This window comes from Micromonospora sp. NPDC049529, from assembly GCF_055586685.1.
This window is the reverse complement of sequence record NZ_JBVJHT010000022.1, coordinates 93,285-115,020: the sequence shown is the minus strand read 5'-3', so window position 1 is coordinate 115,020 and position 21,736 is coordinate 93,285. Positions and strand designations below refer to the sequence as shown.

Annotated in this window: 23 protein-coding genes and 2 pseudogenes; 10 read left to right on the top strand and 15 right to left on the bottom strand. The window is 71.1% G+C overall.

Annotation, left to right across the window (positions count from 1 at the left end):
• Window positions 1-144 precede the first annotated feature (144 nt).
• From ACZ6QQ_RS31020 to ACZ6QQ_RS31005, 4 genes are all read right to left on the bottom strand, one after another.
• Window positions 145-1,197, bottom strand: coding sequence for a sugar ABC transporter substrate-binding protein (locus ACZ6QQ_RS31020; protein WP_465881110.1), 1,053 nt, complete (start codon window positions 1,195-1,197; stop codon window positions 145-147).
• Between the two features lie 117 nt (window positions 1,198-1,314).
• Window positions 1,315-2,091: an SDR family NAD(P)-dependent oxidoreductase gene (locus ACZ6QQ_RS31015; protein WP_465881109.1), complete on the bottom strand. Its 777-nt coding sequence runs from the start codon at window positions 2,089-2,091 to the stop codon at window positions 1,315-1,317.
• 94 nt (window positions 2,092-2,185) lie between these two features.
• On the bottom strand, window positions 2,186-3,496 hold the full coding sequence (locus ACZ6QQ_RS31010) for an L-fuconate dehydratase (protein WP_465881108.1): 1,311 nt from the start codon (window positions 3,494-3,496) through the stop codon (window positions 2,186-2,188).
• On the bottom strand, window positions 3,493-4,347 hold the full coding sequence (locus tag ACZ6QQ_RS31005) for a fumarylacetoacetate hydrolase family protein (protein ID WP_465881107.1): 855 nt from the start codon (window positions 4,345-4,347) through the stop codon (window positions 3,493-3,495). Before ACZ6QQ_RS31005 ends, ACZ6QQ_RS31010 begins: the two co-directional genes overlap by 4 nt.
• Before the next feature lie 317 nt (window positions 4,348-4,664).
• Between ACZ6QQ_RS31005 and ACZ6QQ_RS31000 the strand changes: the two genes are divergently transcribed.
• A complete protein-coding gene (locus tag ACZ6QQ_RS31000) occupies window positions 4,665-4,940 on the top strand; it encodes a glycoside hydrolase N-terminal domain-containing protein (RefSeq protein WP_465881134.1) in 276 nt (91 codons plus the stop codon).
• Window positions 4,843-5,181, top strand: a complete 339-nt coding sequence (locus ACZ6QQ_RS30995; protein ID WP_465881133.1) for a glycoside hydrolase family 95-like protein — start codon at window positions 4,843-4,845, stop codon at window positions 5,179-5,181. The genes ACZ6QQ_RS31000 and ACZ6QQ_RS30995 overlap by 98 nt, the downstream gene beginning before the upstream one ends.
• Before the next feature lie 62 nt (window positions 5,182-5,243).
• Here the strand turns inward: ACZ6QQ_RS30995 and ACZ6QQ_RS30990 are convergent, their stop codons facing one another.
• A complete protein-coding gene (locus tag ACZ6QQ_RS30990) occupies window positions 5,244-6,446 on the bottom strand; it encodes a helix-turn-helix domain-containing protein (protein ID WP_465881106.1) in 1,203 nt (400 codons plus the stop codon).
• 520 nt (window positions 6,447-6,966) lie between these two features.
• On the opposite strand from ACZ6QQ_RS30990, the gene ACZ6QQ_RS30985 reads away from it, so the two are divergent.
• The 6 genes and pseudogenes from ACZ6QQ_RS30985 to ACZ6QQ_RS30960 all read left to right on the top strand — a co-directional run bounded on the left by ACZ6QQ_RS30985 (window position 6,967) and on the right by ACZ6QQ_RS30960 (window position 10,874).
• Entirely contained in the window at window positions 6,967-7,245 is a 279-nt protein-coding gene (locus ACZ6QQ_RS30985; protein WP_465881104.1) for a hypothetical protein, read from the top strand.
• On the top strand, window positions 7,242-7,475 hold the full coding sequence (locus ACZ6QQ_RS30980) for a hypothetical protein (protein WP_465881103.1): 234 nt from the start codon (window positions 7,242-7,244) through the stop codon (window positions 7,473-7,475). Before ACZ6QQ_RS30985 ends, ACZ6QQ_RS30980 begins: the two co-directional genes overlap by 4 nt.
• Window positions 7,472-7,702 carry a hypothetical protein gene (locus ACZ6QQ_RS30975; protein ID WP_465881101.1) on the top strand — a complete coding sequence of 77 codons (231 nt, stop codon included), beginning with the start codon at window positions 7,472-7,474 and terminating at the stop codon, window positions 7,700-7,702. Before ACZ6QQ_RS30980 ends, ACZ6QQ_RS30975 begins: the two co-directional genes overlap by 4 nt.
• Before the next feature lie 331 nt (window positions 7,703-8,033).
• Entirely contained in the window at window positions 8,034-8,963 is a 930-nt protein-coding gene (locus ACZ6QQ_RS30970; RefSeq protein ID WP_465881100.1) for a hypothetical protein, read from the top strand.
• A gap of 2 nt (window positions 8,964-8,965) precedes the next feature.
• Window positions 8,966-10,356 (top strand): annotated as a pseudogene (locus ACZ6QQ_RS30965) (methyltransferase).
• Window positions 10,284-10,874 (top strand): TetR family transcriptional regulator, encoded by a 591-nt coding sequence (locus ACZ6QQ_RS30960; RefSeq protein WP_465881132.1) that lies wholly within the window; start codon window positions 10,284-10,286, stop codon window positions 10,872-10,874. The pseudogene ACZ6QQ_RS30965 and the gene ACZ6QQ_RS30960 overlap by 73 nt, the downstream one beginning before the upstream one ends.
• Window positions 10,875-10,892: 18 nt before the next feature.
• Here the strand turns inward: ACZ6QQ_RS30960 and ACZ6QQ_RS30955 are convergent, their stop codons facing one another.
• From ACZ6QQ_RS30955 to ACZ6QQ_RS30945, 3 genes are all read right to left on the bottom strand, one after another.
• Window positions 10,893-12,038: an alpha/beta hydrolase family protein gene (locus tag ACZ6QQ_RS30955; RefSeq protein ID WP_465881098.1), complete on the bottom strand. Its 1,146-nt coding sequence runs from the start codon at window positions 12,036-12,038 to the stop codon at window positions 10,893-10,895.
• Between the two features lie 150 nt (window positions 12,039-12,188).
• Window positions 12,189-12,512, bottom strand: coding sequence for a hypothetical protein (locus ACZ6QQ_RS30950; RefSeq protein WP_465881096.1), 324 nt, complete (start codon window positions 12,510-12,512; stop codon window positions 12,189-12,191).
• Window positions 12,513-12,595: 83 nt separating this feature from the next.
• Entirely contained in the window at window positions 12,596-13,210 is a 615-nt protein-coding gene (locus tag ACZ6QQ_RS30945) for a DNA-3-methyladenine glycosylase (protein WP_465881095.1), read from the bottom strand.
• Between the two features lie 259 nt (window positions 13,211-13,469).
• Here ACZ6QQ_RS30945 and ACZ6QQ_RS30940 point away from each other — a divergent pair, with 259 nt between their 5' ends.
• Both ACZ6QQ_RS30940 and ACZ6QQ_RS30935 read left to right on the top strand, forming a co-directional pair.
• On the top strand, window positions 13,470-13,655 hold the full coding sequence (locus ACZ6QQ_RS30940) for a hypothetical protein (protein ID WP_465881093.1): 186 nt from the start codon (window positions 13,470-13,472) through the stop codon (window positions 13,653-13,655).
• A complete protein-coding gene (locus ACZ6QQ_RS30935; RefSeq protein WP_465881091.1) occupies window positions 13,655-13,936 on the top strand; it encodes a hypothetical protein in 282 nt (93 codons plus the stop codon). The genes ACZ6QQ_RS30940 and ACZ6QQ_RS30935 overlap by 1 nt, the downstream gene beginning before the upstream one ends.
• A 118-nt stretch (window positions 13,937-14,054) precedes the next feature.
• On the opposite strand, the gene argH is transcribed toward ACZ6QQ_RS30935, so the two are convergent.
• From argH to argJ, 7 genes and pseudogenes are all read right to left on the bottom strand, one after another.
• Window positions 14,055-15,518: an argininosuccinate lyase gene (gene argH / locus ACZ6QQ_RS30930; protein ID WP_465881131.1), complete on the bottom strand. Its 1,464-nt coding sequence runs from the start codon at window positions 15,516-15,518 to the stop codon at window positions 14,055-14,057.
• An 8-nt stretch (window positions 15,519-15,526) separates the two neighbouring features.
• Window positions 15,527-16,738, bottom strand: coding sequence for an argininosuccinate synthase (locus tag ACZ6QQ_RS30925; protein WP_465881089.1), 1,212 nt, complete (start codon window positions 16,736-16,738; stop codon window positions 15,527-15,529).
• A gap of 15 nt (window positions 16,739-16,753) precedes the next feature.
• Window positions 16,754-17,318 (bottom strand): annotated as a pseudogene (locus ACZ6QQ_RS30920) (arginine repressor).
• On the bottom strand, window positions 17,315-18,310 hold the full coding sequence (gene argF, locus ACZ6QQ_RS30915; protein ID WP_465881087.1) for an ornithine carbamoyltransferase: 996 nt from the start codon (window positions 18,308-18,310) through the stop codon (window positions 17,315-17,317). The pseudogene ACZ6QQ_RS30920 and the gene argF overlap by 4 nt, the downstream one beginning before the upstream one ends.
• The gene (locus tag ACZ6QQ_RS30910) at window positions 18,307-19,596 is read right to left on the bottom strand and encodes an acetylornithine transaminase (protein ID WP_465881085.1); all 1,290 of its coding nucleotides are present in this window, start codon (window positions 19,594-19,596) and stop codon (window positions 18,307-18,309) included. Before ACZ6QQ_RS30910 ends, argF begins: the two co-directional genes overlap by 4 nt.
• A complete protein-coding gene (gene argB, locus ACZ6QQ_RS30905) occupies window positions 19,593-20,528 on the bottom strand; it encodes an acetylglutamate kinase (RefSeq protein WP_465881083.1) in 936 nt (311 codons plus the stop codon). Before argB ends, ACZ6QQ_RS30910 begins: the two co-directional genes overlap by 4 nt.
• Window positions 20,525-21,697 (bottom strand): bifunctional glutamate N-acetyltransferase/amino-acid acetyltransferase ArgJ, encoded by a 1,173-nt coding sequence (gene argJ, locus ACZ6QQ_RS30900; protein ID WP_465881081.1) that lies wholly within the window; start codon window positions 21,695-21,697, stop codon window positions 20,525-20,527. The genes argB and argJ overlap by 4 nt, the downstream gene beginning before the upstream one ends.
• Between the last annotated feature and the right edge of the window lie 39 nt (window positions 21,698-21,736).

Sequence of the window (21,736 nt, the reverse complement as noted above, 5' to 3'; positions counted from 1 at the left end):
AGATCGGCGGGCGAGGAGGGCGGGTTTTCCCCCCCCCCTCTCCCCCCCCCCCCCCCCCCCCCCCCCCCCCCCCCCCCCCCCCCCCTTCCCCGGCCCCCCCCCCCCCCCCCCCGGCGCGGCTGTTCGGGAGCTTCGGTGAGGACATCACTTCTTGACCTGGTTGCCCCACAACCCGGCGTCGTCGACGTTGGCCGCGGTGACCAGCGGCGCCGGGAGTTGGTCCTCAAGCACGCCGTTGCCGACGTCGACGATGGTGCTGTCGTGGTCGGTCGGGCCGGGGGTGAAGGTCTTGCCCTCGACGGCGGCCTTCGCGTAGAAGAGGGCGTACTTGGCGTACAGGTCGGCCGGCTGGGAGACGGTCGCGTCGATCTCACCCTTGCGGATCGCCTCGAACTCCTGCGGGATGCCGTCGTTGGAGACGATGAAGATGTGCTTCGGGTCGGTCGGCGGCACCAGCAGGTTCTTCGACCGGAGCAGTTGCAGCGTCGGGGCCAGGAACACGCCGCCGGCCTGCATGTAGACGCCCTTGATGTCCGGGTGCTGGGCGAGCCGGGTCTGCAACGCCGCGGACGCCTTGGCGCCCTCCCACTCGGTCGGCTCGGCGAAGACCGTGATGTTCGGGAACTTGCTCTTCATGCACTCGGCGAACGCCTCGGAGCGGTCCCGACCGTTGACCGAGGAGAGCGAGCCCTGGAACTCGATCACCTTGCCGTTGCCGCCGAGCTTCTCGCCGAGGAACTCGCACGCCTTCTGCCCGTACGCGCGGTTGTCGGCGCGTACGACCATGAAGACCTTGCCCTTGTCCGGTCGGGTGTCGACCGACACCACCGGGATCTTCTTCTGTTCCAGCTGGGCGAGCGTGGTGGCGATCGCGCCGGTGTCCTGCGGCGCCATCACGATCGCCTTGGCGCCCTGGCTGGTCAGCGCCTGGGCGTTGGCGACCAGCTTCGCGATGTCGTTCTGCGAGTTGGTCGTGTCCATCAGGTTGATGCCGGACTCCTGCGCGTACTGCGGGATGTACTTCGCGTAGGAGTTCCAGAAGTCCGAGTCCGCGCGGGGCAGGTCGACGGCGATCTGCGGGCTGTCGCCGCCCGCGCCGCCGGTGCCGGGCTCGGCGGAGTCACCGCAGCCGGTGGCGGTCAGGGCAAAGGTGACGACCAGCGCCGCGGTGACCGCGGCGCGCCTGGTCAGTTCCATGGTGATCCTCACTGTCGGGACGGAAACGCTGGGTGGGGATGCGCAGGTCTTACCGTGTGACAGGTTGCTTACCGTGGTGACAGGTGTCGCTTGGGTACTTCTTCTTCGGGTGCGGAACTACTTCGGTGGTGCCGGTAACCGGAGCCCGTGCATGCCGCCGTCGACGGCGAGCACGGTGCCGGTGGTCGCGCCGGCCAGCGGGCTGGCCAGGTAGGCGATGGCCGCGGCCACCTCGTCCGCGCTGACCAGCCGACCGGTGGGCTGACGGGCGCGCAGGGCGGCGAGTTCGGCGTCCGGGTCGGCGGCGGCGGCGAGCAGCCGGCGTACCCAGGGGGTGTCCACGGTGCCGGGGTTGACGCAGCAGACCCGGATCCCCTCGCGTACGTGGTCGGCCGCCATCGCCGCGGTCAGCGCCTGAACCGCGCCCTTGGTGGCGCTGTAGAGCGCCCGGTTCGGCAGGCCGGCGTGCGCGGCGATCGAACAGGTGTTGACGATCACCGGGTGGAGGGACTCGCGCAGCCTCGGCAGGGCGGCCCGGCTCACCCGGACCAGGCCGACCACGTTCACGTCCCAGACCCGGTGCCACTCGTCGTCCGGGTTGCTCTCCACGGTGCCGACCGCGCCGATGCCGGCGTTGTTGACCAGGATGTCGATCCCGCCGAGCCGCTCGGCCACCACGTCGACCGCGGCCCGGACCGAGGCGTCGTCGGCGACGTCGACGGGTACGCCGAGCAGCGGCGCGGGAACGGCGGCGTGATCGAGGTCGAGGCAGGCCACCCGTGCTCCCCGGGCGGCGAGGAACCGGGCGGTGGCCAGCCCGATGCCGGAGGCGCCCCCGGTGACCACGGCAACCAGGCCGGCGAACTCCCGACTGATCTGAACCGGTTCGCTCATGACGGGTCCCCCACCCTGACGGCCTCGCTCATGACGATCACCCCGACCTCGACGGCCTCGCCCATCACGATCACCCCGACCTTGACGGCTGCGCTCATGACGGATCCGCCTTCCAGACCGGTCCGTCGGGGTAGGCGTGGTCGGCGAGGCTGCGCGGGTGCATGGTGGCGCTGAAGCCGGCGGTGGTCGGCGCCTGGTAGCGGCCGTCGCGGATGCGTACCGGGTCGACGAAGTGTTCGTGCAGGTGGTCGACGTACTCGATGATCCGGTTCTCCATCGTCCCGGAGACCGCCACGTAGTCGAACATCGACAGGTGTTGTACCAGTTCGCAGAGGCCCACGCCGCCCGCGTGCGGGCAGACCGGGACGCCGAACTTCGCCGCGAGCAGCAGAATGGCGATGTTCTCGTTGACCCCGGCCACCCGCGCCGCGTCGAGCTGGACGAAGGAGACCGCTTCGAGCTGGAGCAACTGCTTGAACATCACCCGGTTCTGCACGTGCTCGCCGGTGGCGACCGGGATCGGCGCGATCCGCCGGGCGATGGCCGCGTGGCCGAGTACGTCGTCCGGACTGGTCGGTTCCTCCACCCACCAGGGCGAGTACTCGGCGAGCGCCTGCACCCAGGTGACGGCGACGTCCACGTCCCAGCGCTGGTTGGCGTCGATCGCGATCCGGATGTCGGGTCCGCAGGTCTCCCGGGCGATCCGCATCCGCCGCACGTCGTCGGCCAGGTCGGCGCCGACCTTGAGCTTGATCTGGGTGAACCCGGCGTCGATCGCCTCGCGGCAGAGCCGGCGCAGCTTGTCGTCGTCGTAGCCGAGCCAGCCGGGCGAGGTGGTGTACGCCGGGTAGCCCTCGGCGAGCAGCCGGGCCACCCGCTCGTCGCGCCCCTGCGCGCCGGCGCGCAGGATCGCCAGCGCCTCGTCCGGGGTCAGCGCGTCGGTCAGGTAGCGGAAGTCGACCAGCGCGACCAGGTCCTCCGGGGTCATCGAGCCGAGCAGTTGCCACAGCGGCATGCCGGCCCGTTTCGCCTTCAGGTCCCACAGGGCGTTGACCACGGCGGAGATCGCCATGTGCATGACGCCCTTCTCCGGGCCGAGCCAGCGCAGCTGCGAGTCGTGCACCAGCTCGCGCCAGAGCACGCCGAGGTCGTCGAGCACGTCCTTGACCAGCCGTCCGACCAGGTACGGGCGCAGCGCGGCGATGGCCGCCTCCTGCACCTCGTTGCCCCGGCCGATGGTGAAGGCGAAGCCGTGTCCCTCGTGGTCGTCGGGTGCGTCGGTGCGCAGCACCACGTACGCGGCCGAGTAGTCCGGGTCCGGGTTCATCGCGTCGGAGCCGTCCAGCTCGCGCGAGGTGGGGAAGCGGATGTCGTACGTGTCCAGGGCGACGAATCGGCTGCTCACCACGCGACCCCCAGTCGCTGGCGCTGGCGACCGAGTCCGTCGATCTCCAGTTCGACCACGTCACCGGGACGCAGGTACGGCTTCGGGTCGGGCATGCCGAGCGCGACGCCGGCCGGGGTGCCGGTGTTGACGATGTCGCCCGGGTAGAGGGTCATGAACTGGCTGACGTAGCGGATGATCTCCGGCACGTTGAAGATCATGTCTTTGGTGTTCCCGTTCTGCCGGAGCGTGCCGTTGACCCAGAGCCGCAACCCGAGCTGACCGGGATCGGGGATCTCGTCGCGGGTGACCAGCCACGGGCCGAACGGGTTGAAGGTCTCACAGGACTTGCCCTTGTCCCACTGGCCGCCGCGTTCGAGTTGGAACGCGCGCTCGGAGACGTCGTGCGAGATGGCATAGCCGGCCACGCACTCCATCGCCTCCGCCTCGGAGGGGAGGTACCGCGCGGTCCTGCCGATGACGACGGCCAATTCGACCTCCCAGTCGGTCTTCTCGCCGCCGTGCGGCACCAGTACCTCGTCGCAGGCGCCGACGACGGTGTCCGGCGCCTTCAGGAACAGGACCGGCTCGGTGGGTACCGCCGCCCCGGTCTCGCGGGCGTGCTCGTGGTAGTTCAGCCCCACGCAGACGATCTTGCCGGGCCGGCGCAGCGGCGGGCCGAGCCGCAGCCCACGCCCGCGCAGCGGCGGCAGCCGGAGTTCGAGCAGGCCGCGTACGTGGTTGATGCCGCCGGCCGCGAGGAAGTCGCCGTCGAAGTCGGTGACGTGTCCGGAGAGATCGAGGATCGTGCCGTCCTCGGCCAGCACGGCGGGGCGCTCGCCGCCGGGTGGACCGACCCGTAAGAGTTTCACGGCAGCGGTTCCTTTATGTCGATGGTGTTTCCCCGCGTCATACATCGGATGTCTATCAGTCCATCGACAAGCGCACAAGGCCGAGGACGGGGCGTTTAGGCCCATCTACTGCGCTCCACACCGGATTGTGCGCTCGGGGTAATGCCCGTACGTCCTCACTTGACTGAGCCATACATCCAATGTTAACTCCGAGTGACGGGGCGAACCGGATCGACGGTCGCCACCGGCCGGGCCGCAGACCGCAGCCGGACACGTCAATGCGCTGGTGGGAGGGCTGATGACGGGCGGACCGAAGCGCCCCACCCGCGCCGCGTCGAATCCGGGCCCTCGCCCTCCGGTACGACCGGCCCGCCACCGACTGGGAGACCGAATCGTTGCCGATCGGCAACGGAGCACTGGGCGCCGGGCTCTTCGGCGGCATCGGCACCGAACGGCTGCCGTACAACGAGAAAACCCGGCGGACCGGGGGCGGGCGACGGCCCTACCGACAGCACCCTGCCGAACCTCTGGGACACCCACCCGCCGTTCCAGCTCGGCGGGAACCTCGGTGCCGTCGCCGGCATGACCGAGATGCTGCTCCAGAGCCAACATGAGGTGATCGACGTACTGCCGGCACGGCCGAGCGGGTGGGCGGCGAGATCGGTCACCGGACCGCGGGCGCGCGGCAACGTCACCGTCGACGTGTGGTGGCGGGACCGGGCCGCGACCCGGATCGTCCTGGCCGCCGGCAGTTCCGGCGAGCTGACCGTACGCAGTCCGCTGCTGCTCACCGCGCCGTGGCCGATGTGGACATCGGTCGGGCCGTACCGATGCTCCGAAACGGGCCGGAGGTGACCCTCACCGCCGTTGCCTGGCGCCGCTACCGGGCCGAAACGAGCCCTTCCGCGTTGTCCTCCTCAGCCGATGCCGAGGCGTTCACACAGGCCCCGTAGCTCGGTCCAGCCGGCGCCGCGACGGGACCGCTCCAGCAGGCTGCGTACGGTCTCGACGATGATCGGGTTTCGCATCCGCTGGGGTGCCAACCGGTCGGCGGTCAGGAGCATCCGCAACGCCTCGGCATCGCGACCGGTCCTCGCCAACGCCCGACCGGTGTCGGAGTAGAAGGCGAACTGTCGGGAGATCGAATCCACCGCGTGGGGTGTGGTGCCGCGCGCGATCTCCACCGCCCGGCCGGGCGAGTCCCCGTCGGCCTCCATCGCGATCCGCCAGAAGTTGATGTTCGTCGGCCCGAACATCAGGCGCAGGGCGTCGGAGTCTCCGGTGTCGGCGGCGATCCGCTCCGCCAGGGCAACGGGCTGCATCGCGTCCTCGGTCCGGCCGAGCGCGTACAGCGCGTACGCCTGCGTCATGTAGAGCTGACCCAGCATTTCCGGAGCGTCCGGCAGGTCGGTGTGCGGTTCCAGATCGCGGGCGGCGTGCTCGGCGATGGTCAGCGCGCGCTCGTACAGACCACAGCCGGTCGCGGCGTGGGACCGGGCGAACGCTGCCAGGCCGAGCATGACCGGCTGGTCGAGCGCCTCGGCGGCCTGCTGCGCCCGGTCGGCGACCAGGCACGCGGCGGCGGGGTTGCCGGCGTACCTGACCACGAACGATGCGGTGTCCTCGGCGATGACGAGGGCTCGTAGCGCCGCCGCCCGATCGGCTCCGTAGGCCGCGACGTGGAGGCTGCGAAGCAGGCCGGGGATGCGGGTTGACGCGCCGGCATAGTCACACCGGGCACGAAGATCACGAATCAGGTCCAGTTCATGGGTGAGCGCCGGCATTGGAAGGACATCCGCCTGCGCCGGCCGGTACTGGAGATCCGCTTCGACAACCGCGCGAAGTGTCTCGTATACCGCGCCGCTGACCTGCACGTCGGTGTAGTCGGTGGGCGCGGCGGGCTGGCCGGTGAGGTCGGTGACGGGGCAGCGGAGCGCTTGGGCGATGGACGCGAGGGTGAACCGGTTGTCGGCGCCGATCTCGCCACGCTCGATCCGGGACAACGTGGAGTGGTGGATCCCGGCCAGGTCGGCGACGACCCGTACGGTGAGTTTCAGCAGCTTACGGCGGTCGCGGATCCGCTGACCGATGCCCGTGTCCGGAGTGGATTTGCGCGGCATGACGTCCTCCCTGAGGGGATGCTGCCACCCACGGTACGACTGATGGTGCACGTATGCACCAACCTCGGTGTTCATCGACCTACTGTCCGGTCAACAGCACGTTGCGTGAACACATCGTTGCTATCGGATTGGCTGAGCACCTTGCTCACTGACGCCGGTCCCGTTGACGGAGGTGGACAAATGGCAATCAACAGCACTCGACGAAAATGGTTCTTGGATCCTGAGCCGGGCCCGACGGAGCAGGCGCCCCCCGAACCCGAGCCGGACTCGACTCCGGCCGAGGATCAGCGACCAGCTCCGCTTGTCCAGACGGTGGTGGGCAAATTCCCTCCGACCGGCACTGGCCGGCGGTCTACGCGCAACAACGGCGGGCGGTGGTTGTCGTGAGCGAGGCGGCGCAAATGATCTACGACGCATTGCGGGTCGTCGCGCAGCACCGCGAGGACACCTGTCCGGAGTGCACCGAAGACGGGTGCCCGGCTCTGAATCGGGCGCGGAGCCTGGTCGAGGTACCGGGAGAATGGTGACTGCGTCGGATATAAATGATCTGGTCGTCAACCTGAATCCGGGCGAATGGTACGCCCAGTTCGGTGTACTCGCGGCCACACCGCGACGCATCCGCCTCATACACAAAGGCGGTCGGCTCTACACCCGGCACGTCGGCGAACGCGGCGAGCACGCCGAAATCTGGGTGACCGCCCACAAACCCGAATGCCCGCCCGGGCACCCGCCATGCCACCTCGAATACATCGCCCTGGCAGCGGTGGAACGGGCGCTGGCCACACGGGAGGCACGGTGAGCCGCAACGACGAGGCCACCGACCCCGCCACGCTGCGGGCCGCCGCCGAGCAGACCTGGCGCCAGCACCAGCCAGGCGGAAACATCTGGCGGCCCGGAACCTGCTACCACTGCATGCCGGACGGGTGCGCCCAGTTGGCTTGGGCAATCGACATTCGAGCCGAGCAAACCACCACACACCCGGAGGCCCGCCACCAGTCGAACGCCGAGCAACTGGCGGACGCCCGGTGACCGAGATCGGGGATCCGGCGACGAATCGACTGACGAAAATCACCTGCAACCTGACTGCCGGTGCAGTCGAGGCCCGCGATGCGCTGACCGTCGGGTGGCGGGTGACTCAGACCGATGCGGTGAACCGGGCACTCCAGGTAGCCGCGCTCCTGCACAAGCTCGCACCTGACGGGCATTTTCAGGTGGTCAGAGACGACGGCTCATCCTCGGACATCTATCTCGTCTGAGCGCACCGGCAGAGCTGAGCGATGAGGCGGGCCCACTCCTTGGAGCCCGCCTCATCGCTGTTTGCGTTGAAGCTGTCGGCGTCGTCGCAATCATCCAAGCCCCGACAACTGGTCCTCCGGAGCGCTCGCGTACCTCAGAAGCGCCAGGGCGAGGAGAGCCGTGGCCCGATCCCGTACGCCACGGCGGTCACCCACCCCAGCTCAGTCGGCGACGTGTCTGCGGCACGGTCCCGCGTTTCTGGCGACGAGTGACGGACTCCTCTTTGAGCAGTCGCTCAAACATGGGCTATGGTGCCGTTTGAGCGACCGCTCAAATCAGGGGAGGAACGTCATGACCGAGCCGGAACCCCAGCCGTCCCAGCACCCGTTGCCGCCACCGGATGTGCCGCCGACGGCGGCCCGTGCCCGATGGGTGCTGGCCGGGTTGATCGCCGGCGTCGGGGCGATCGTCTTCTTCTTCGCCGTCCGGAATGGACGGGCCGACAGCGCCCTGCTCTTCGTCGGGCTGCCGGCGCTGCTGGCGGCGACGCTTGCGCTCGTACCGGCCCGGACGACCCACGGCAGGACGTTCCTCGTCACCACGATCGTCCTGCTGATGTGTGCGGTCGTGCTGCACGAGGGGGCCATCTGCGTGGTCCTGGCCGCACCCCTGGTGTACGCGGTCGTGCACGGCACCGCCGCACTGATCGAGTTCCTCAGGTACCACAACCGGCGGTACGCCCTGCTGCCGTTGCCGCTGCTGCTGCTCGGCGGGATCGAGGGCACCAGCGACCAGCTCCGGATCAACCCGGACCAGAGCACGGTGGTGACCCGTACCGTCGCGCTGACGCCGGAGCAGGTGCGGGAGCGGCTGGGCCGGGGACCGGTGGCGACACCCGCCCGGTCCGTACCGCTGCGACTGCTCGGGATGCCGCTGCCGGAACGGGTCACCGGGGACGGACTCGCGCCGGGCGACCGCTGGCTGTTCGCGTACCACGGATCCGCCCACGGACCCGGCGGCCACCTGCTCGCCCAGGTCGACGAGTCCGGGCCGGACCGGCTCGGCTTCACCTTCGTCGAGGACAGCTCGATCACCGCCCGGTGGATCACCTGGCAGGACGCGGAGGTGCGCTGGCAGGCGGTGGACGCGGGACACACCGAGATCCGGCTGACCGTCGGCTACCGGCGCGGGCTGGACCCGTCCTGGTACTTCGGGCCGATACAGGATGCCCTGATGCACAGCGGCGGCGGGCACCTGCTGGACATGCTGGCGCTGCGGTGAGCCTGACCCTGGCCCGTTACGTCAGCCTGGCCGTGCCGGTCCTCCTGATGATCCTGGCCCGGCGAACCGACGGGGGTCGCCGGGCCGGGGTCGGGGCGCTGCTCGCGTTCCTCACCGCCGCGGTCGGGCTGGCCGGGCTGCACGAGGTCAGCCTGCACACCAACTGGTACGCCTTCGCGCCGGTCGACGGTGCCTACCGGGGTTTCCCGATCGACCTGTGGCTCGGCTGGGCGGTGCTGTGGGGACCGCTGCCGGTGCTGCTGCACCGGATCCTGCCGCTGCCGGTGGCGCTGGGCCTGCTGCTCTGGCTGGACGCGGCGGCGATGCCGGCCCTGCACCCGCTGGTACGACTCGGACCCGACTGGCTGCTCGGCGAGATCGTCGGGCTGCTGGCGGTGGCCCTGCCGGCACAGTTGCTCGGCCGGTGGACCGTACGGCAGCGGCGACTCGGTGCCCGGACCACCCTGCAACTGGTCGTCTTCACCGCGCTGACCCTCTGGCTGTTGCCGAGCGTCGCCTTCGAACTCGGCGACGGCTCGTGGGCCCGGCTGACCGGCCTGTCGCCGGCCCTGCTGTTCGTCATCGCGCAGGTGGGGCTGCTGCTGGCGGTGCCGGCGCTGGCCGCCGTGCTGGAGTTCGCCCGGCGCGGCGGTGGCACGCCGTTGCCCTGGGACCCGCCCCGGCGACTGGTCAGCACCGGGCCGTACGCCTATGTCGGCAGCCCGATGCAGTGCGGCATGCTGGCGTTGCTGCTGCTCACCGCGCTGGTGACCGGCAGCGTCGCGCTGGCGCTGGCCGCCGCGGCCACCATCGCGTTCAGCTACGGCGTCGCCCGGCCGCACGAACGCCACGACCTGTCCAGCCGGTACGGCCACCACTGGTACGACTACCACCAGCGGGTACGCGACTGGTGGCCGCGCGGTACGCCGTACCCGGAAACTCCCCCGGCCGTCCTCTGGCTCGACGAGGACTGCGGACCGTGCGCGGCGACCGCCGGCTTCCTGCGCCGCCGCTCACCGGTCGGCCTGACCCTGGCGCCGGCCGGGGCGCACCCGGCGCCGCTGTACCGGGCCCGGTACGAGGCGGCCGACGGGTACCACGCGGACGGGGTGGCCGCTGTCGCCCGGGGACTGGAGCATGTCAACCTTGGCTGGGCCTATCTCGGCTGGCTGCTCCGGCTGCCCGGGATCGGCTGGCTGGCCCAGGTGGTGACCGACGCGATGATCGCGCCACCGCACCTGGCGAAGCGGCGTACGCCGGAACCGAGGGAGCGGAATGTCCAGCACGAAGCAACGGCTGCTCGACGGGGCGATGACCGCCATCCGTGAACACGGCATCGCCGGTGTCTCGGCCCGGACCATCGCCACCGCCGCCGAGGCGAACCAGGCGCTGATCTTCTACCACTTCGGCAGCGTCGACGAACTGCTCTCCGCCGCCTGCCGGGCCGCCACCGCCGAACGGATCGCCCAGTACGTCGACCGCTTCGCCACCGTGACGTCCCTGCGCGAACTGCTCGACGTCGGCCGGGCGCTGCACGCCGAGGAACGCCGGCTGGGCAACGTGTCGGTGCTGGCCCAGCTGCTCGCCGGCGCGCAGCACGACGTACGCCTGGCCGCACCGACCGCCGCCGCGTTGCAGCTCTGGATCGACGAGATCGAGTCGGTGCTGCGCCGGCTGCTGGCCGGTTCGCCGTTCGCCGAGATCGCCGACATTTCCGGACTGGCCCGCGCGCTCTCCGCCGCCTTCGTCGGGCTGGAACTCTACGGCGGAGTCGACGAGGCCGGCGCGGAGCAGGCGCTCGGCGCCCTGGAACAGCTCGCGGTGCTGGTCGAGGTGGTCGACGAGCTGGGGCCGGTGTCCCGCCGCGCCCTCCGCTCGAAAATCAGCCGGGCGGCGACGCGACGGAACTGACCAGCGGCACGGGGCCGGTTACGGGTTCCAGAAGCGCACCTCGGGATACCCGGACGCGGGCCCGTCGAGCAACGACCGTGGTTGCCGGCGCAGGTGCCGGTCGAGGAAGGCGGTCACGTACGCGTGGGTGATCTCCACGCAGCGCCGTGCCGGCAGCTCCTGGAGGCGACGGCCGAGTTGTTCCTCCAGCGGCGCGTAGTCGGTGAAGGAGGTGTGTGAGGTGCCGTCGACGCTGAGCCAGCGCTTCCAACCGGTGAGCCGGGACCAGCTCGCGGTCCAGTCCGGGTTCGCCCGCGGGCGTCCACGCTGCTCGGCACCGATGATCAGGAACGGTCGATCCAGATCCCGATCGAGGGTTGGTTGGAACGCCCCGTCCAGATTGACGCCGGCCCGGATCCGCTGATCGGCGAGCATCGACCGGGCGGCGGCGGCACCGCCCATGGAGTGTCCCACCACCGCGATCCGGGACCGGTCGATCAGCCAGCCACCCCACCAGGACGAATCCGACCCGGTCAGCCGGTCGAGTACGAACGACACGTCGGCCGCCCGGCCACCGGCCACCGTCGGCCCGTCCGGATCCAGCTCCCCGGCCAGACACTCGGTGATCCGACCGTCCGGAAAGGTGATCGCCACCGATTCATAGGTGTGATCGATACCGGCCACGACGTAGCCGTGACTGGCCAACTCCTGGGCCAGTCCGGTCAGCGACGTACGCGGCAGGGCGAAGCCGGGCGAGAGCACCACCAGCGGCAGCCGCCCGCCGGACGACGCCACCACATCGAGGCGCGCCCCGGTCCGGGTGGCGCTCAGCAGGTCCCCCGGTTCACCGGTCACCCCTCGGGCGGCCAGAATCAGCCCGGACTCCGCCGCCGTGACGTACGGCGCCAGCGGACCCCGTACCGCCCCGGCCGGGTACCAGACCGACACCATCAGCTCACGCCACTGACGAGGCACCCAGGGATCGGTCCGGTTCGGGTCGGTCAGGTGCAGTGTGCTCAGTCCGACCGGGTGCGGACCGGTCGGTGCCGGCAGTGCCAGCTCCCCGGAACCGGAGTCCGCCCAGGCGGACGCCGGAGAGAAGACCCAGGCCACCATCGCCGCCGCCAGCACCACGGCCAGGCCACGTCTCGCTCCACCAGCACGGTACGCATTCCGGTCGTCCATGGCTCCTCCATCGGGGTCCGTCCGCCCGCGCCCCATCGCGTCGGCTGTCCCCAGCCTCGATGGGCGGCGCCACCCCACCGCCCGGCTGACCGGCGGCCCGACTCAGCGACGGTCCGGCTGACCGGCGGCCCGAACCAGCAAGCGGTCCGGCTAGCCGGCGGCCCGCAGCGCTGCCGCGATCGGGAGGACGTCCAGGTCGACGACGACCTCCTCGGCGCTCCACACGCCACGCGACGTGATCGCCAGGCCGATCAGGGCCAACGCGGCGGCATCAGCCCGCAGTTCGTGCTCTTCGCGGCTTTCCTCGCTGGTCTCACCCGATTCCTCGCGATGCCAGGCGGCGACCGCCGACTCGGCCACGGACCGGGGCAACCGCACACCGACCCGACCGAGCCGAGGACCGAGATGAATCCCGATCGCTGCCAGCACGGTCCGGTCCTGCTGATACCTCGCGTACTGGTCGGGATCCGCCACGACCGCCGAGAGTACCGACATCCGGTTGAGCCGCCGGCCCCGAACCGGTGCCGGCCAGCCAGCGGAGGAATTCGTACCCCGGATCAGGGCTTGCGGGGCACGTGGCGGCGGTACGTGCTCACCGTCGGGTCGCCGGCCAGCCAGAACCGCCACGGCAGGTCGTGTGCGCCGGTCACCCCGACCCGTGGTCCGGCCGCGATCGCCGAGGCCGGTACCGGTTCGGTGGGCGGCGCGAGGCGTACCGGACCATCGCCGAGCAGGAACAGCCCGTAGGCCGCGCGGTCCACCCCGAGCGCCGCGCAGAGCCGGGCCGGCCCACGGGCGAGATCCAGATCCCGGCGTACGGCGGTTCGTCGGCTCCGGGCCAGGTCGAGGCCGTCGACCACCTCCCCGGCCCGCAGGAGTACGGCCGACGCCTCCCCCTCCGTACCGGTCACCACGTTCATGCACCAGTACATGCCGTAGGTGAAGTAGACGTAGGCGTACCCGGCCGGACCGAACATCACCGAGTTGCGGGGCGTACGACCGCGGTGCGCGTGCGACGCCGGGTCCCCGCCCGTTCCGGCGTACGCCTCGACCTCGGTGAGTCGGACCGTGACGCCGCCGGCGGAGAGGGTGCAGTTCAGCAGGCCGCGCGCCGCCGGCACCAGGGGCCCGGCCAGCAACGCCGCCAGGTCGGTACGCGCGCCGCCGCTCATCCGATCAGCACAGCACAACCGGGGTCCGGTGGACCCACCGCCCCCGCTCCCGCCCCTCGTCCCCGCTTCCTCGCCGTCCCCGCTCGCTCGTGGTCACCGACCGTGTGTGACGTGAGCGAATGGAGATGATTCACCGCGCGAATGACTCACTCGCTCGCCAACCGGCGACGAAGCCTTGCAGCTCAGACGGTGTTGCGCCCATTGTTACCTTCTGTCGCCAAACACCCCGGGCGGCGCCTCGCGCCGCGGCGTCCGGTCGATGGACGGAGGACTCGTCGTGCTCGTCACCGTGACAGCGATCAGCGGCATGATGCTGGGCTTCATCGCCGGTCTGTACGCGTATCGGGCTTCCCGGCGCTGGTGCGCCGCCTGCGGCAGCAGCCTGTGCTGTCCCGCCTGTTCGACGTTGGGCGTACGACGCAACGCCGCGGCGCGGCGGTTCTGATGGACGCGACCCCGGCACGCCCGCACGTACCGGCCGGCACCGTGTTGCAGTTGGCCAAGGAGGACTGGCGCTACGGCGGCTTCACCCTCTTCCTCCGGGTCGAGTCGGTACGCGACGACCTGTCCAGCTACTACGACGACGAATGGATCTGGGTCAGCGGACAGCAGCTCGCCCGCGACGGCACCCCGCTCGGGCAACTGGACGCGCTCGTACGGGTCTCGGCCCTGCCCCGGCCGGCGGTCGAGCCGCCGTCCTCCCGGCGGGAGGAACCCGACCGGTAGAGCCCGACCGGTAGGGCCCGACCGGTAGGGCCCGGCACGAGTGCGGTGGCCCACGACCGGAGTCGCGGACCACCGCAGGGGTTGGTGGTGTTGGTGTCTACGGCGGGTGTCGTGCCGCTCAGCGCGGGACGACCTGCTCGACCGCCCATTCCCGCCAGCCGTCGAGCTGGTCGGCGGCGGCGGCGAGCTGGTCGGCAACGGGACCCGGACCGGTCGAGCCGGGTGTGGTCCTGGCGGCCAGCGCCGACCGTACCGACAGCACGCTGCGGACCTCGGGATTGAGGTGCTCGCTGACCAGGGCGAGGTCGGAGTCGGAGACCTCGTCCAGGGCACAGTCCCGGGCCACGCAGAGGGCGACCAGACGGCCGGTCACCTCGTGCGCGTCGCGGAACGGCACGCCCCTGCGGACCAACCAGTCGGCGACCTCGGTGGCGAGCGAGTAGCCGACCGGGGCGGCGGCGGCGAGCCGGTCGACCCGGACCGTCATGGTGGAGATCATGCCGGCGAGGGCGGGCAGCAGGAGCTGCAACGTGTCCACCGCGTCGAACGCCGGTTCCTTGTCCTCCTGCATGTCCCGGTCGTAGGTGAGCGGCAGACCCTTGAGCATGGTCAGCACCGCCACCAGGCCGCCGACCAGCCGGCCCGACTTGCCCCGGGCCAGTTCGGCGATGTCCGCGTTCTTCTTCTGCGGCATGATCGACGAACCGGTGGCGAAAGAGTCGTCCAGTTCCACCCAGCCGAACTCCTGGGAGGTCCAGAGCACGACCTCCTCGCCGAGGCGGGACAGGTGCACGCCGACCAGCGCCGTGATGAAAAGGAACTCGGCGACGAAGTCCCGGTCGGCGACCGCGTCCATGGAGTTCGCGAACGACGACCGGAACCCGAGTTCCTTGGCCACCGCCACCGGGTCCAGCGGCAGGCCGGAACCGGCCAGCGCACCGGCACCGAGCGGGCTGATCGCGGTGCGGTGGTCCCAGTCGCGCAGCCGTTCGAGGTCACGCAGCAACGGCTGGACGTGTGCCAGCAGCCAGTGCCCGAAGGAGACCGGCTGGGCGTGCTGCACGTGGGTCATGCCGGGCGCCGGGGTGTCCAGGTGACGTCCGGCCTGCTCGGTCAGCGCGTCGGCCAGCTCGACCAGCCGGGCGGCCACGCCACGGGCGTGATCGCGCAGGTAGAGCCGCAGGTCGGTGGCGACCTGGTCGTTGCGGGACCGGCCCGCCCGCAACTTGCCGCCGAGGCTGCCGAGCCGCTCCAGCAGTCCCCGCTCCAGGGCGGTGTGCACGTCCTCGTCGTCCACGGTGGGCCGGAACGACCCGGAGGCACAGGCGGCCTCCAGGTCGTCCAGAGCGGCGAGGATCTGGCCGAGCTCGTCCGGGTCGAGCAGACCCGCCCCGGCCAGGACCCGGGCGTGGGCCCGGGAACCGGCCAGGTCGTACGGAGCGAGACGCCAGTCGAACTGCACGCTGACCGACAGCCTCGCCAGGGCCTCGGCGGGGCCACCGGCGAACCGGCCGCCCCACAGGCTCGTACGGTTGGTGCCGGCGCTGTTCTCGGTCAGGCTCTTGTCGTCCACGCCCGCTATTCTGAACGTCACTGTGCAGAGCCACCCAACCGGGCGTCCCGGGCCGTGGCGAGCCGGCTGGGCAGGCCCCAGAGCTGCACAAAGCCCTTGGCGAGCGACTGGTCGAAGGTGTCGCCCGTGTCGTAGGTGGCCATGCCGAAGTCGTAGAGGCTCGCCTCGGAGCGCCGGCCGGTGACCACCGCGCGGCCGCCGTGCAGGGTGAGCCGGACCTCGCCGGAGACGTACTTCTGGGTGTCGTCGATGAACGCGTCCAGCGCGCGCTTGAGCGGGGAGAACCAGAGACCGTCGTAGACCAGCTCGGCCCAACGCTGGTCGACGCCCTTCTTGAACCGGGCCACGTCCCGCTCGACGGTGACGTTCTCCAGCTCCTGGTGGGCCACGATCAGCGCGATCGCCCCCGGCGCCTCGTACACCTCGCGGCTCTTGATGCCGACCAGCCGGTCCTCGACCATGTCGAGCCGGCCGACGCCCTGCGCACCCGCCCGCCGGTTCAGCTCCACGATCGCCTGGTACGGGGTGACCGTCTCGCCGTCGATGGCCACCGGCACCCCGGCCTCGAAGGTGATGACGACCTCGTCCGGGTCACGGGGCTCGGCCGGGTTGGCCGTGTAGGCGTAGACGTCCTCGATCGGCGCGTTCCAGATGTCCTCAAGGAAGCCGGTCTCGACCGCGCGCCCCCACAGGTTCTGGTCGATCGAGTACGGCGACTTGTGCGTGACGTCGATCGGCAGCCCCTTCTCTTCGGCGTACGCGATCGCCTTGTCCCGGGTCCAGGCGAAGTCACGGGCCGGCGCGAGGACCTTCAGGTCGGGTGCGAGAGCACCGATGCCGACCTCGAAGCGCACCTGGTCGTTGCCCTTGCCGGTGCAGCCGTGCGACACGATCGTGCCGCCGTACTTCTTGGCCGCCTCGACCAGGTGCCGGACGATCAGCGGCCGGGAGAGCGCCGAGACCAGCGGGTAGCGGTCCATGTAGAGCGCGTTGGCGCGCAGTGCCGGCAGGCAGAAGTCGGCGGCGAACTCCTCGCGGCCGTCGACCACCTCCGACTCGACCGCGCCGCAGTCCAGAGCCCGCTGGCGGATCGCGTTCATGTCCTCGCCGCCCTGGCCCACGTCGATCGCCACCGCGATCACCTCGGCGCCGGTCTGCTCGGCCAGGTACGGAATGGCGACCGAGGTGTCAAGGCCTCCGGAATACGCCAAAACCACGCGTTCAGTCATGGTGTGCTGCTCCTTTCAACAATGGTGAATCCACGACCCACGTCGGCTGGCCGCCGAGTCCCGGTCGGTTCTGGTCGACGATCGGTAGACCGGGTTGGCTCGCTGCCCACCCGGAAAGCTGTTCCCCCAGTGCCGCGCCACCGGTGGCCTCGCGGGCCACGACGAGGATGGTGTCGTCGCCGGCGATGGTGCCGACCACCTCGGGCAGCCCGGCCCGGTCCAGCGCGCTGGCGAGGTACTGCGCCGCGCCGGGAGGGGTACGCAGCACGGTGATGTTGCCGCTGGAGTCGACGCCGGTGAGCAACTCCCGCAGCAGTCGGACCAGGCGTGCGGGGGCTTGTTCGGCGTCGCGCAGCGGCCGCTTGCCGTCCTCCGGGATCAGGTAGACGGCCGGGCCGTCGCCACCGCGCACCTTGACCGCACCCAGCTCGTCCAGGTCCCGGGAGAGGGTGGCCTGGGTGACCTGCACCCCGTCACCGGCGAGCAGCTCGGCCAGCTCGGTCTGGGAGCGGATCGGCTGCTCGCGGATCAGTTCCACGATCCTGGCGTGCCGGGCGGTCCGAGTCAGCGGGCTGGTCACGGTGTCACGGCCCCGGCGCTCGCTGGGGACGATCCGGCTGGTGTCGTCGACCCGCTGCCGGCCGGGGCCGTCGTCGCGCCGACCAGCCAGGTGAGCAGGGCCTTCTGCGCGTGCAGCCGGTTCTCGGCCTGGTCGAAGACCGCGCTCTGCGCCCCGTCGAGCACGTCGTCGGTGATCTCCTCGCCACGGTGTGCCGGGAGGCAGTGCAGCACGATCGCCTCCGGCGCGGCTACGGCGAGCAGCTCCTTGTTGACCTGGTAGGGCCAGAACGGGGTGAGCCGGTCCCGGCCGTCGCCCTCCTGCCCCATGGAGGTCCAGGTGTCGGTGGCGACCACGTCCGCACCGTCGACCGCTTCACGCGGGTCCCGTAGCACCTGTACGGAACCGCCGGTCCAGGCCGCGATCTCGGCCGCCCGGCTCACCACCGCCGAGGACGGGTCGTACGCGGGCGGACCCGCCACCCGTACGTGCATGCCGGCGGTGGCACCGGCGAGCAGGTACGAGTGCGACATGTTGTTCGCCGCGTCGCCGACATAGGCCAGGGTCCGGCCGGTCGTGCCGCCGCAGCGTTCCCGGATGGTGAGCAGGTCGGCCAGGAGCTGGCAGGGGTGAAAGCCGTCGGTGAGCGCGTTGACCACCGGCACGGTCGCTCCGGCGGCAAGCTCGGCCAGCCGCGCGTCGCCGTGCGTACGCAGCACGATCGCGCTGACGTAGCGGGAGAGCACCTGACCGGCGTCGGCCAGCGTCTCGCCCCGGCCGAAGTGGGTGGCCTGGGTGTCCACGATGATCGGGTGGCCACCGAGTTCGGCGATCCCCACGTCGAACGAGATTCGGGTCCGCAGGCTCGGCTTGTCGAACAGCACGGCGACGGCGCGGGGACCGGCGAGCGGCCGCAAGCCGAACCGGTCGGCCTTCAACCGCACGGCCAGGTCGAGCACCTCGGCCTGTTCGGCGGGGCTCAGGTCGTCGTCCCGCTGGAAGTGCCGGATCACGAGGACACCGCCGGTGCGGTCGACGCGTCGCCGGCTGTCGGGGCGCCCGACGATCCGGACGGTGTCGGGATGCCGGATGCCGCGCTCGATGTCGGAACGCCCGACGCTTCGCTCGGTGTCGGGGCGGCGGCGTCGAGGGCGGTCGGCAGGGCGGCAAGGAACGCGTCGACCTGCTCGGCGGTGAGGATCAGCGGCGGCGCGAGCCGGACCACGCCCGGTTGCACCGGGTTGGTGAGGAAGCCGGCGTCACGCAGCAGCCCGGCGAGTGCCGGGGCGGCCGGTGCGTTCAGCACCAGGCCGAGCAGCAGGCCGGCGCCGCGCACCTCCGCCACCAGCGGGTGGCCGAGAGCCTCGATTCCGCGCCGGATCCGTTCACCGGTCCGCTTGACGTGGTCGAGCAGCCCTTCGTTGGCGATGGTCGAGACGACCGCGAGGGCGGCGGCGCAACTGATCGGGTTGCCGCCGAAGGTGCTCGCGTGGGTGCCCGGACCGAGCAGTTCGGCGGCCGGGCCGAACGCCAGGCAGGCGCCGATCGGCAGCCCGCCGCCGAGCCCCTTGGCCAGGGTGACGACGTCCGGCTCGACGCCCTCGGCCTGGTGGGCGAACCAGTGTCCGGTCCGCCCGATGCCGGTCTGCACCTCGTCGAGCACGAGCAGCGCCCCGTGTGCCGAGGTGATCCGCCGCGCGGCGGTCAGGTAACCGGCCGGCGGGACGACCACGCCGCTCTCGCCCTGGATCGGTTCGAGGATCACCATGGCGGTGTCGTCGGTGACGGCCGCGTCGAGCGCGGCCACGTCGCCGTACGGAACATGGGTCACGTCGCCGGGCAGGGGCCGGAACGGGTCCGCCTTGGTCGGCTGTCCGGTCAGGGCGAGGGCGCCCATGGTCCGGCCGTGGAAGCCGCCGATCGTGGAGACCACGTGGGTGCGGCCGGTCCGGCGGGAGAGCTTGAACGCGGCCTCGTTCGCCTCGGCGCCGGAGTTGGCGAAGTAGACCCGCCCCTGCCGACCGGCGAGGGCGAGCAGCAGTTCGGCGAGGGCTACCGGCGGCTCGGCGACGAAGAGGTTGGAGACGTGTCCGAGCGTGGCGACCTGCTTCGACACTGCGGCCACCACCGCCGGGTGGGCGTGGCCGAGGGCGTTGACGGCGATCCCGCCGAGCAGGTCGACGTACTCGCGGCCCGCCTCGTCGACCACGACCGCGCCGTTGCCACGGACCAGGGCCAGCGACGGGGTGCCGTAGTTGTCCATCATGGCCTGCGACCAGCGATCGACCAGCGACGTCATGACGAGCTCACCATGGTTCCGAATCCTTCCGAGGTGAAGACTTCCAGCAGGGTCGAGTGCGCGACCCGACCGTCGACCACGTGTGCCGCCGGTACGCCGCCGCGCACCGCGCGCAGGCACGCCTCCATCTTCGGCACCATGCCGGACTCCAGGCTGGGCAGCAGCTCGGCCAGTTCGTCGGCGGTGAGCGCGGAGATGAGGCTGGAGGTGTCCGGCCAGTTCGCGTAGAGCCCGGGGACGTCGGTGAGGACGACCAGCTTGCGTGCCTCCAGGGCGACCGCGAGAGCGGCGGCGGCGGTGTCGGCGTTGAGGTTGTGCAGCACGCCGTCGACGTCGGGCGCGACGGTCGAGATGACCGGAATCCGGCCGGCGGTGAGGATGTCGGTCAGCGCGTCGACGTTGACCGCGTCGACGTCACCCACCTGGCCGACGTCGACGGCCTCGCCGTTGACGTACGCCGGGCGGCGCACGGCGGTGAACAGCCGGGCGTCCTCGCCGGAGAGGCCGACCGCATACGGGCCGTGTTCGTTGATCAGCCCGACCAGTTCCCGCCCGACCTGGCCGACCAGCACCATCCGGACGACGTCCATCGCCTCGGGGGTGGTGACCCGCAGGCCGCCCTTGAACTCGCTGACGATGCCGAGCCGGCTCAGCATCGACGAGATCTGCGGGCCGCCACCGTGCACCACGACGGGACGCAGTCCGGCGAACCGCAGGAACACCATGTCGGCGGCGAACGCCCGCTGCAACTCCGGGTCGACCATCGCGTTGCCGCCGTATTTGATGACCACGGTGGCGCCGGCGAAACGGGTCAGCCAGGGCAGCGCCTCGATCAGGGTGGCGGCCTTGAGTTGTGCCTGGCTCAGGTCGCGGGAGAGCGGGCCGCCGGCTGCCGCACCGCCGTTGCCGGACACGGACGTCTGCACCGTCATGACGAGTACGCCGAGTTCTCGTGCACATAGGCGTGCGAGAGGTCGTTGGTCCAGATCGTGGCGGCCTCGGCACCGGCGTTGAGCCGGACCTGGATGGTCACGTCACGGGCGGCGAGGTCGACCTTGGCCCGGTCCTCGGCGGCGGCACCGGAGCGGCACACCCAGATCCCGTTGACCGCCACGTCGATCCTGTCGGGCTCGAACGTCGCTCCGGTCGTGCCGACCGCGGCCAGGATGCGTCCCCAGTTGGGGTCGTTGCCGAACAGCGCGGTCTTGACCAGGTTGTTCCGGGCCACCGAGCGGCCCACCTCGACCGCGTCGTCCTCGGTCGCCGCGTCGGTCACGTCGATCGCGATCTGCTTGGTGGCCCCCTCCGCGTCGGCGATGAGTTGCTGGGCCAGGTCGTGGCAGGCGGAGGTCACCGCCGCGGTCAGCTCCGCCTGGGTCGGCTCGATCCCGGACGCACCGCTGGCCAGCAGCAACACGGTGTCATTGGTCGACATGCAGCCGTCGGAGTCGACTCGGTCGAAGGTGACGCGGCAGGCGGCCCGCAGCGCCGTGTCGAGCGCCTCCGAGCCGGCCACCGCGTCGGTGGTGAGCACGCAGAGCATGGTTGCCATCGCCGGGGCCAGCATGCCGGCGCCCTTGGCCATCCCGCCGACGGTCCAGCCCGTGCCGGACACGATGGTCGTCTTCGGCCGGGTGTCGGTCGTCATGATCGCCTCGGCTGCGGCCAGGCCTCCGTCGCGGGCCAGCCCACGCACCGCTGCCCGGACACCGGGCAGCAGTTTGTCCATCGGCAGACGTTCGCCGATCAGGCCGGTCGAGCAGACCGCCACCTCACCGGCACCGAGGATGAGCCGGGCGTTGGAGCCGGTCAGGCTGGCCGCGGTCTGCTCGGCGGTGGCGTGGGTGTCCTGGAAACCGGGTGAGCCGGTGCACGCGTTGGCGCCGCCGGAGTTGAGCACCACCGCACGGACGACCCCGCCACGGACGATCTGCTCGGTCCAGAGCACGGGCGCCGCCTTGACCCGGTTGGCGGTGAACACACCGGCCGCGGTCGCGTCAGGCCCGTCATTGACGACCAGTGCCACATCGGCCGAGCCGGAGGTCTTGAGCCCGGCGGCGACTCCGGCCGCCCGGAAACCCCGTGGTGCGGTCACGCTCATGATTCGCGCTCCTGACTCGGGTGCGGCGCGGCATGGCCG